This is a genomic window from Halorubrum trueperi (assembly GCF_042662525.1).
GTDB lineage: Archaea > Halobacteriota > Halobacteria > Halobacteriales > Haloferacaceae > Halorubrum > Halorubrum trueperi.
In genome coordinates, this window is record NZ_JBHSXI010000011.1 from 127910 (window position 1) to 135923 (window position 8014).

Genomic DNA, 8014 nt, shown 5'->3' on the forward strand with positions numbered 1-8014 from the left:
GATCCGGCGGTATTCCGGCCTACCGATCCGGTGGTTGTTCGTCCGGTACCCAGCGAGCGTGGACACCGGCCGCGTCCTCGTCCGGCCGAATCGCGGCTTCCCCGACCGAGAGCTCCTGACGCGTGAGACAGTCGAGACAGCCGTACACCCCGTCTTTCGTGCCGAAGACGCGAACGAACCGCGGAGTGACGGCCGACCCGCAGCGCTCACACCGTCGATTCGGCCCCGCCGAGTACCCTTGCTCCGACATGGTGCGCCGATGAACGGACTGTCGCTTGGTTAGTCGGGTGGTATCTCGAAGTAAGGCCGGCGATCCGCGTCGATCGACGGCGATTTCCGTTCGATTCACGTCGGAGCGGACGATAGGCTGTTGATAACGAAGGGGATCGCCGGCTTCAGAACTAACGCCCGACCAACCGACGGTCAAATTCCCCCCTCAGGTTACCCCTGTCCAAGCCGTCGGGTGACGGGCGCTTTTGTCGAGAATCGGCGGAACGAATCGCCCGCTAGAGCTATTCGCCCGCCGACAGGTTCGCCGACGGCGCGTGCTCGTCGGACGGTCCGACGATGACGGTGCCGTCGCCGAGCACGGTGACGTCGTGCCCCGCGTGGACGAACGACAGCGTGAGTTCGATCGCCTGCGCTCCGTTCGCACAGATCGCGTCGAGAGCGTCGGTGTCGAGAGCGTCGTTCAGCGTCGGGACGTCGATCGCGTCGACGCCCATGGCGACGCTCAGCGTCTCGACGACCGCCACGGACGGGGAAACGTCGGCCCAGTCGTATCGGCGGATCGTCGAAGCCGACTCGCCGTTCATGCGAGACGGTGTGTCGAACCGTTCAGCTCAATGACTGTATCGTCGGCGCTCGGTACGCGAGAACCAGGTAACGTCATCAGGTGGTATACGTACGGCGAGCCCGCACTTTTAGCTTCTGATTCGCGGAGGAGAGCCGCTGGAACGAAGTCGCAGAGGCATCACGATCCCGGTCCGCGTCTGGGGAGCGGTCGGGGCGATCGACGCGTCGCGCCGCTCGCGGCGAGCGCCTCGGTACCGCCGACGAACGCCCGCTCGACGGTCGGCGTCCCGCTCGCGTCGACGAGGAGGACGTCGGCTCGCGCGCCGACCTCGATGCGCCCCCTGTCGTGAAGTCCGACCGCCTCCGCGGGGTTCCGCGTGACGCGATTGACCCGGACCGGAAGCGACTCGCCGGTATCGACGAACGGGGCCGCGAGCAGGGACGGCGGGTGGTAGTCCGAACAGAGCACGTCGACGATCCCGTCGTCTATCGCCTCGCGGGCAGAGAGGTTGTCCCACAGGCTCCCGCCTCGGACGAGGTTCGGTGCTCCCATCGCGGTGGTCAATCCGCGATCCGCGGCGCGGCGGGCCGCCTCGCGGGTGATCGGGTACTCGCTGATCGACGCCCCGTGGCGGATCATCCTATCGACATCGCGGGCACGCTGATCGTCGTGGGAGGCAAGCGGGACGCCGATCGCCGCCGCCACGGAGGCGACCCGCGCGGACAGCGACGCACGGGCCGACTCGGACAACGCCTCCCGCGCCGCGGCCGTCCGCGCGACGCTCTCGGACGGCCAGTTCCGGTCCTCGATGTAGTGCCGCTCGAACTCCTCGCGGTCGAACTGGCCGTCGTCCGGCGCGTGGTGCATGATCGAAACAAGGTCGACGTCCGCGTCGCCCACCAGACACTCGACGGCGTCGACGCTCTCCGCGACCAGCTCGCAGCGAGCGTGCAGCCTGTTGTCGCCGAGGGTGCCCTCGGCGGTCGTCACCGCGCGGGCCAGCTCGGCGGCGTCCGCGTGCGAGCGGTCGTCCGCCGGCGCGTCCTCGAACGCGATCGCGTGGAACTTCGTCGTCACTCCGCTCATCACGTTCGCCCGGTCCGCCATCGAGACAGCCATCTCCACGTCGACGCGAGCGCCCGACCGCGGGTAGAGGTGCTGTTCCACGTCGTCGCCGTGCAGGTCGACGAGCCCGGGGATCACCGTCGCACCGTTCGCGTCAATCGTTTTCGATCGAGACAGCGGCGCTGTCGTCGTCTCGCCCACCTCGGCGATGCGGCCGCCGGTGATAACCACCCGACCGTCCGCGATCACCTCGTTCGGCGTGACGACGCGACCGTTACGGATCTCGGTGATCCCGGTCATCGGTCGGCGGCTCCGTCGATCGTGAGCGTGATCGTGCGGGCGAGGGCGACGGCGAGCTGTCTGGGAATCATAGACCCGTTCGTACCGACGACTGACGCTTTGTTAATAGCACCCAGACCCCGGTCGGCGGGCGCGTGCCGAAACGGTATGCGGTGCCTACTAAAACGCTCCAGCGCGGAATGCTGCGTTCATGCCCGACGCGTTCCCTGCCAACGATAGCCGGGGTCTCTCCGGGACGACCGGAGCTGCTCGCGGAACGCCGGCCGCTCCGGACGCGCCGAGCGCTCCGGACGCGCCGAGCGCTCCGGCCGCCTCGGCCGCACCGTTCAGATCGAGCGGCGACCCGACCGACCCGCTTCCCCGCGGGGCTCGTGTCGGGGACGGGGGAGTTCGATGATCGACCGGCCCGACGAATCGGCGAGAGATTTCACCCGGATCGAGACGAACGAGGCGCTGGCGCTCCTCGCGAACGATCGACGGCGGCGACTGCTCCTCGAACTCGCCGAGCGCGAGTCCGACGACGATTTCCAAGTGGAGCTCGACGACGCGGAGACCGACGCCGCCGTCGAACTGTATCACAACCACCTGCCTCGACTCGCGGATGCCGGCGTCATCGCGTGGGATCCCGACGAAGGCGTCGTCAAGCGAGGCGGCGCGTTCGCAGATATCCGCCCGTTCGTGGAACGGCTCGACGAGTACAGCGACGAACTCCCCGGCGACTGGCGAGCAGCGCACCACCAGACCGACGACCGACCATGACATCCTCCCCGGCGTGAACGCCGGGGTAGCTCCCGGACCGAACGAGCGAGCGGTTCGCGGGACGACCGATCGCCGGCGGGCGACGTCGGAATCTCGGTGTCACCCAATTACTCAAAACAACAATTACGGTTTAAAATGTCATAAAGATAAGTAGATGGCGATCGTTCAATCGATCATGACTACCGACGATCTCGACGCGTGTCTCCGGCTGCTCGGGAATCAGCAGCGACGACAGATTCTTCGGTACTTGCGTCGCGATCCGGCGGGCATCGCGACGATCGAGGAACTCATCGACGTCGCGGCCGAAGCGCAAGGCGGTTCCGGATCCGTGCGGTCGGGAGAGCGCGATCGGCTCGGAGTGCAGTTGTCGCACGCGCACCTGCCGATGCTCGCGGACCGTGACGTCGTGACGTACGACCGAGAAGACGGGACCGTCCAATATCGACCGGACGAGCGGATCGAATCGGTGTTGGACGCGCTGGCTGAAAACACGCCGCAAGCGACATTTTAAGTGGCGGGCTGGAGCGGTCGGATCTCCGGGGAGGCGACGGGGGTCAGTCGTCGTCTCGGTCGAGATTTCTCGTGAAGATCGCGCTGATGACCGTGACCACGCCGTTCGCGTCGCCGTTCCCCCAGACCGCGGTCTCCGATCGCCGATGGGTCGAGTCCGCTGCGTCGTCCACGAGGGCGCTCACGAGGGTCGTTCCCCCGTCGATCATCGCGAAGCGGCCGACCGACGTCGCCGATCGGGGCCACGGCGGCTCAAACGACTGCACGCCGTCGGTCGTCCCGCGAGCGCGAGCGAGGTCGTCGTCCGAGACGCCCGCGAGTCTGACCGAGACGCCTCGCTCCACAGCCGCCCGGAGCGCGTCAAGCACGTCGTCGGTGACCAACTCGTCGACGGTCGCGTAGACGATCTCCGACTCCGCGTCGGCGAAGAACGTGCAGACGCGCTCGTCGACCGCGGCCCGGCCCTCAACCGTCCAGACGCCCCGCTGTTCCCGGTGGTGGTCGACGGGTTCGAGTTCGGCGAGCGCCGTTCGAAGCCGATTCGCGCGGTTCCGGTACTCGTGGTCGAACGTTCGGATCGCGGTGTCCGGGGAGACGGACCAGAACTGTTTCGGGGAGGACTCCCGGACGCCGACGAGTCCGCGCTCGCGCAGTTCGTCGGCGGCGTCGTACACTCGTGTTCGGGGAACCTCGGTCACCTCGCTCACGTCTCGCGCCGATCCGATCTCGAGGTGGACGAGCGCCACGTACGTCCGCGCGGCGTAGGTACTCAGCCCGAACCGTTCGAGCAGGTCGATCGCAGCGGACGAGGGGGATTCAGTCGGGTCAGGGCTCATCGCGTTCGGATCGGGTGTCGCGGGTCACGCCGCGTGGTGAGTCACAACAGCACGCAACAGGAAGTGCTGGGACACGGTAGTCGCCCGCGTCTGAATGTTCAGTTGTTCCGGGGTGGGATATAGTTGTTGTGATTAACCGAGTAACAGTAGGAGAGCCGCTGAATGCCCCGAATTCGAGGCGGAACATGTCCGACGAGAATCGTCACGAGTGGAATAACAAGCCTAGTCAGTGAGCAAGCGGGCGGGAGATAGTTAGGCGATTTACCGCACTAAATAGCGAATAGTCCCAAGCACGTGTTACGAAATGAGTAACAATACCTATCCGTCCCCCGGGAGAATGACCAGAGGACCCCGAGGACGGGGTGGTTGGGACACATGAATACGACTGAAAACGCGGAGGAAGCGATCGAACTCCTCCAGCAGCTCGGGCTCAAAGAGTACGAGGCCCGGTGTTTCGTCGGGTTGAACCGGCTGTCCAGCGCGACGGCGAAGCGGCTCAGCGAGCTGACCGAGGTTCCCCGGACGCGCGTCTACGACGCGATACGGGTGCTCGAGGCGCAAGGGCTCGTCGAAATTCAACACGCAAGTCCGCAGCGGTTTCGGTCGGTGTCGCTCGAGGAGGCGACGGAGACGCTCCGCGAAGAGTACGAAGGGCGCGTCGATCGACTGTGCGACGCCCTCGAAGCGGTCGACGGCGTCGACGATAGCGGTGGCCACGAAATCCAGCAGGTGTGGGCGATGTCCGGACAGGACGCGATCGAGAACCGGACGGGACGACTCATCGAACGCGCGACCGAGGAGGTTGTCCTCGTGGTCGCCGACGAGGAGTTGGTCACCGCTGAGCTCGTGGAGAACCTGAACGTAGTCGACGAGGACGTCGACCTCCTCGTCGGGACGCCGGCCGAGTCGCTTCAGCGAGAGATCCAGGCCGCGGTCCCCCACGCGAAGACCTTCGTGTCGGGGCTGGAGTGGCTACACGGGGACGACGGGACGGACGCCGAAACCGCGATCGGTCGCCTGCTCCTCGTCGATCGATCTGCGATACTGGTGAGCACGATCGTCCCGGTGTCGAGATCCGAGCAAGCGATCTTCGGCGAGGGGTTCGGAAACGGGCTCGTCGTGATCGCTCGCCGGCTCATGGCGCAGGGACTGTTGACCGTGCGAGATCCCGAAGCCTGACCCAGATCCTCCGCCCTTCCCGACCACACCCAGTCGTCCATTCTATCCGTCGGTCATCCTGCCCCCAGCCCGTCGGTCATCCTGCCCCCAGCCCGTCGGTCATCCTGCCCCCAGCCCGTCGGTCATCCTGCCCCCAGCCCGTCGGTCATCCTGCCCCCAGCCCGTCGGTCATCCTGCCCCCAGCCCGTCGTCCGGAACAACTCTCGGTCGGACGAATCGAACGAGCCCCGCTACTCGGTCACAACGAGCACTCTGAGGTCGTTGACGTTGGTCCCGGTCGGCCCGGAGACCAGGAGCGCGCCCCGCTCGTCGAGGTACGGGTACGCGTCGTTGTCGGCGAGGGCGGCGGCCGCGGCGCGCGCGTCGTCCTCGCCGGCGATCGTCTCGCTCGTGACGAGCGCCCCGGCGGCGTCGGTCGCCCCGTCGATGCCGTCGGTGTCGACCGCGCCGAGGACGACGCCCTCCGGGATATCGGTCGCGGCGCTCAGCGCGAATTCCTGGTTCGGCCCCCCCGTCCCGTCCCCCACCACCGTCACCGTCGTCTCCCCGCCCGAGAGGACGACCGCCGGCGGCGAGACGGGGTTCCCGGTTCGTTGGGCCTCCTCCGCGAGGGCGACGTGCGTCTTCGCGGCCTCGCGCGCCTCGCCGCGGACCGATCGCGAGAGGATCAGCGAGTCGTAGCCGGCGTCCTCGCAGGCGTCCGCGGCCGCCGCGAGTGCCGTGAAGCCGTCGGCGAGGACGTGAACCGAGACGTGATCGAGACCGGGACCCGCCGCCGATCCGCTCGACTCGGCCGCCGCGCGCTCGAGGTGCTCGACGACCGCGCTCGGCGCGTCGACATCGTAGTCGCTCAGGACGTCCAGCGCGTCGGCCGCGTCGGTCGGATTCGGAGAGAGCGGTCCGCTGGCGACGACCGCCGGATCGTCGGAGGTGACGTCGCTGAACACCAGTCCGATCGTCGTCGCCGGCGCGAGTTCGGCGGCCAGCCCGCCCCCCTTCACGTCGGAGATCGCGCGTCTGACCGTGTTGATCGCCTCGATTGGAGCGCCGCTTTTGAGCAGCGACTCGGTGAGGTCGACGAGTTCGTCGAGCTCGATGTCGCCGCTCGGTGCGGTGAGGAGCGCGCTCCCGCCGCCGGTGACGGCGACGAGTGCGAGCGTCCCCTCGTCGCACTCGCGGGCGCGGTCGAGGAGCCGCCGCGTGCCGGTCACGTTCGATTCGCTCGGGAGCGGGTGGGTCCCCTCGACCGTCTCGACGGCCCTCGCGGACGCCGGGTCGTCCGTGACGACGACGCCACCGTCGACGCGGTCGCCGATCTGCTCGTCGAGCGCGGCCGCGACCCGGCCGGCGGCGTTACCGCCGCCGAGCACAACGATTTCGTCGTACTCGGAGAGGTCGACGGTCCGATCGGCGACCCGGAGCTCGTCGCCGTCGATCGTCACGCGAGCCGCGATGACGGACCGCGGATGGGCGGCGTCGATCCCGGCTTCGAGCGCGTCGAGAGCGGCCCGGTTCGGGGGTGCAAGCTCTGCGCTCCTGACACCGTGGTGAGAAGAATGATCGTCGGCAGCAAGGCCGTCGGCAGCACCGTCATCAACGCCGAGATCGTCGCGGTCGAACATATGGAGTCGTGCGCAAGACACCCTGATAAACGTTGACCCGAGGCGGTCGGCGGATCGGAAATCCATCGGCGACCCGGACCGCCTCGCCGAGGCTGCCGAGTGGGAACTGAGCGGACCGGGGCTGGGTCTCCCTCGACGGGAGGGCCGAGCACTCAGTGGAACCCGATTCGGTGTGCCCTGCTCTCTTCGATCTTCGGGATCTCGATACGGCAGATCCCCTTCTCGAAGGACGCGTCGGCGTCTTCGATGTCGACCGCGGCCGGGAGGAACACCGTCCGCTCGACGCGAAGCAGTCGCTCCCTGACGTGGGGTTGGCCTTCTTCCAGGTCGTCTTCCTCGCGCTCGGCGAAGATACGAACCTGCTGATCGAGCGCTTCGAGGACGATATCGTCCTTTTCGTATCCGGGAAGCTCGGCGAGGATCACGATGTCGTCCGGCGTCTCGATCAGGTCGATTCGGGGTGTCGCCGGGTCCGCGACCGTGGACGGTTGCTCCAGCGGCTGACCCGCTGATACCGCCGGCTGAACCCCGGAACCGGTCGCCGCACTGCTCACCGCCGGGGCTCCCGACGGCGAAGCCGCGGGTACGAGACCCGTCGACGCCCGCGTCCCGACCGGAATCGATTGTGGCCCCGGGGGATACTCAGACGAGCGTGGGTGATTGGACGTCATCGGAATCTCAGTGGGACCACCGCGTGTCCGGTCCGCTCCCCCCGAGTTGGGACTGCTGAGGAGTGCGAAACTGTTGTTCAGCCCCCGCCTGCTGGTCGGCCGTGCCGCCCGAGACCATCGGTTCCGTCTGCGTCGGTGACGCCGTCGCTTGGCCTTGCACCGGCATCGGTTCCGAGACGGGTTGCTGTGCGGACAGCGTCGGTGTCGGCTGTGACTGTGCGGTGGCCTGTTGCGGCTGTGACTGTGCGGTGGCCTGTTGCGGCTGTGACTGTGCGG

At 67.5% G+C, this 8014-nt stretch carries 10 protein-coding genes; 3 read left to right on the forward strand and 7 right to left on the reverse strand.

All coding sequences use genetic code 11. The features are described from left to right. Positions 1-19: 19 nt before the first annotated feature. From ACFQEY_RS10485 to ACFQEY_RS10495, 3 genes are all read right to left on the reverse strand, one after another. Positions 20-250 carry a DUF7563 family protein gene (locus ACFQEY_RS10485; RefSeq protein WP_379768244.1) on the reverse strand — a complete coding sequence of 77 codons (231 nt, stop codon included), beginning with the start codon at positions 248-250 and terminating at the stop codon, positions 20-22. Between the two features lie 262 nt (positions 251-512). Then, entirely contained in the window at positions 513-815 is a 303-nt protein-coding gene (locus tag ACFQEY_RS10490) for a HalOD1 output domain-containing protein (protein ID WP_379768246.1), read from the reverse strand. Between the two features lie 158 nt (positions 816-973). Beyond that, entirely contained in the window at positions 974-2161 is a 1188-nt protein-coding gene (locus ACFQEY_RS10495) for an alpha-D-ribose 1-methylphosphonate 5-triphosphate diphosphatase (RefSeq protein ID WP_379768248.1), read from the reverse strand. 393 nt (positions 2162-2554) lie between these two features. Between ACFQEY_RS10495 and ACFQEY_RS10500 the strand changes: the two genes are divergently transcribed. Then, complete coding sequence (locus ACFQEY_RS10500) at positions 2555-2920, forward strand: DUF7344 domain-containing protein (protein WP_379768250.1); 366 nt, start codon at positions 2555-2557, stop codon at positions 2918-2920. Positions 2921-3074: 154 nt separating this feature from the next. Beyond that, positions 3075-3431: a DUF7344 domain-containing protein gene (locus tag ACFQEY_RS10505; protein WP_379768252.1), complete on the forward strand. Its 357-nt coding sequence runs from the start codon at positions 3075-3077 to the stop codon at positions 3429-3431. 43 nt (positions 3432-3474) lie between these two features. On the opposite strand, the gene ACFQEY_RS10510 is transcribed toward ACFQEY_RS10505, so the two are convergent. Beyond that, on the reverse strand, positions 3475-4266 hold the full coding sequence (locus tag ACFQEY_RS10510; protein WP_379768254.1) for a TrmB family transcriptional regulator: 792 nt from the start codon (positions 4264-4266) through the stop codon (positions 3475-3477). Positions 4267-4641: 375 nt separating this feature from the next. On the opposite strand from ACFQEY_RS10510, the gene ACFQEY_RS10515 reads away from it, so the two are divergent. Continuing rightward, the gene (locus ACFQEY_RS10515; RefSeq protein WP_379768256.1) at positions 4642-5445 is read left to right on the forward strand and encodes a TrmB family transcriptional regulator; all 804 of its coding nucleotides are present in this window, start codon (positions 4642-4644) and stop codon (positions 5443-5445) included. A 230-nt stretch (positions 5446-5675) separates the two neighbouring features. Here ACFQEY_RS10515 and ACFQEY_RS10520 read toward each other — a convergent pair whose 3' ends face one another. The 3 genes from ACFQEY_RS10520 to ACFQEY_RS10530 form a co-directional block, all read right to left on the reverse strand. Further along, positions 5676-7067, reverse strand: coding sequence for a glycerate kinase type-2 family protein (locus ACFQEY_RS10520; protein WP_379768258.1), 1392 nt, complete (start codon positions 7065-7067; stop codon positions 5676-5678). A gap of 152 nt (positions 7068-7219) precedes the next feature. After that, the gene (locus ACFQEY_RS10525; RefSeq protein ID WP_379768260.1) at positions 7220-7621 is read right to left on the reverse strand and encodes an Hsp20/alpha crystallin family protein; all 402 of its coding nucleotides are present in this window, start codon (positions 7619-7621) and stop codon (positions 7220-7222) included. 124 nt (positions 7622-7745) lie between these two features. Continuing rightward, a partial coding sequence (locus ACFQEY_RS10530) for a hypothetical protein (protein ID WP_379768262.1) occupies positions 7746-8014 on the reverse strand: 269 nt, incomplete at its 5' end.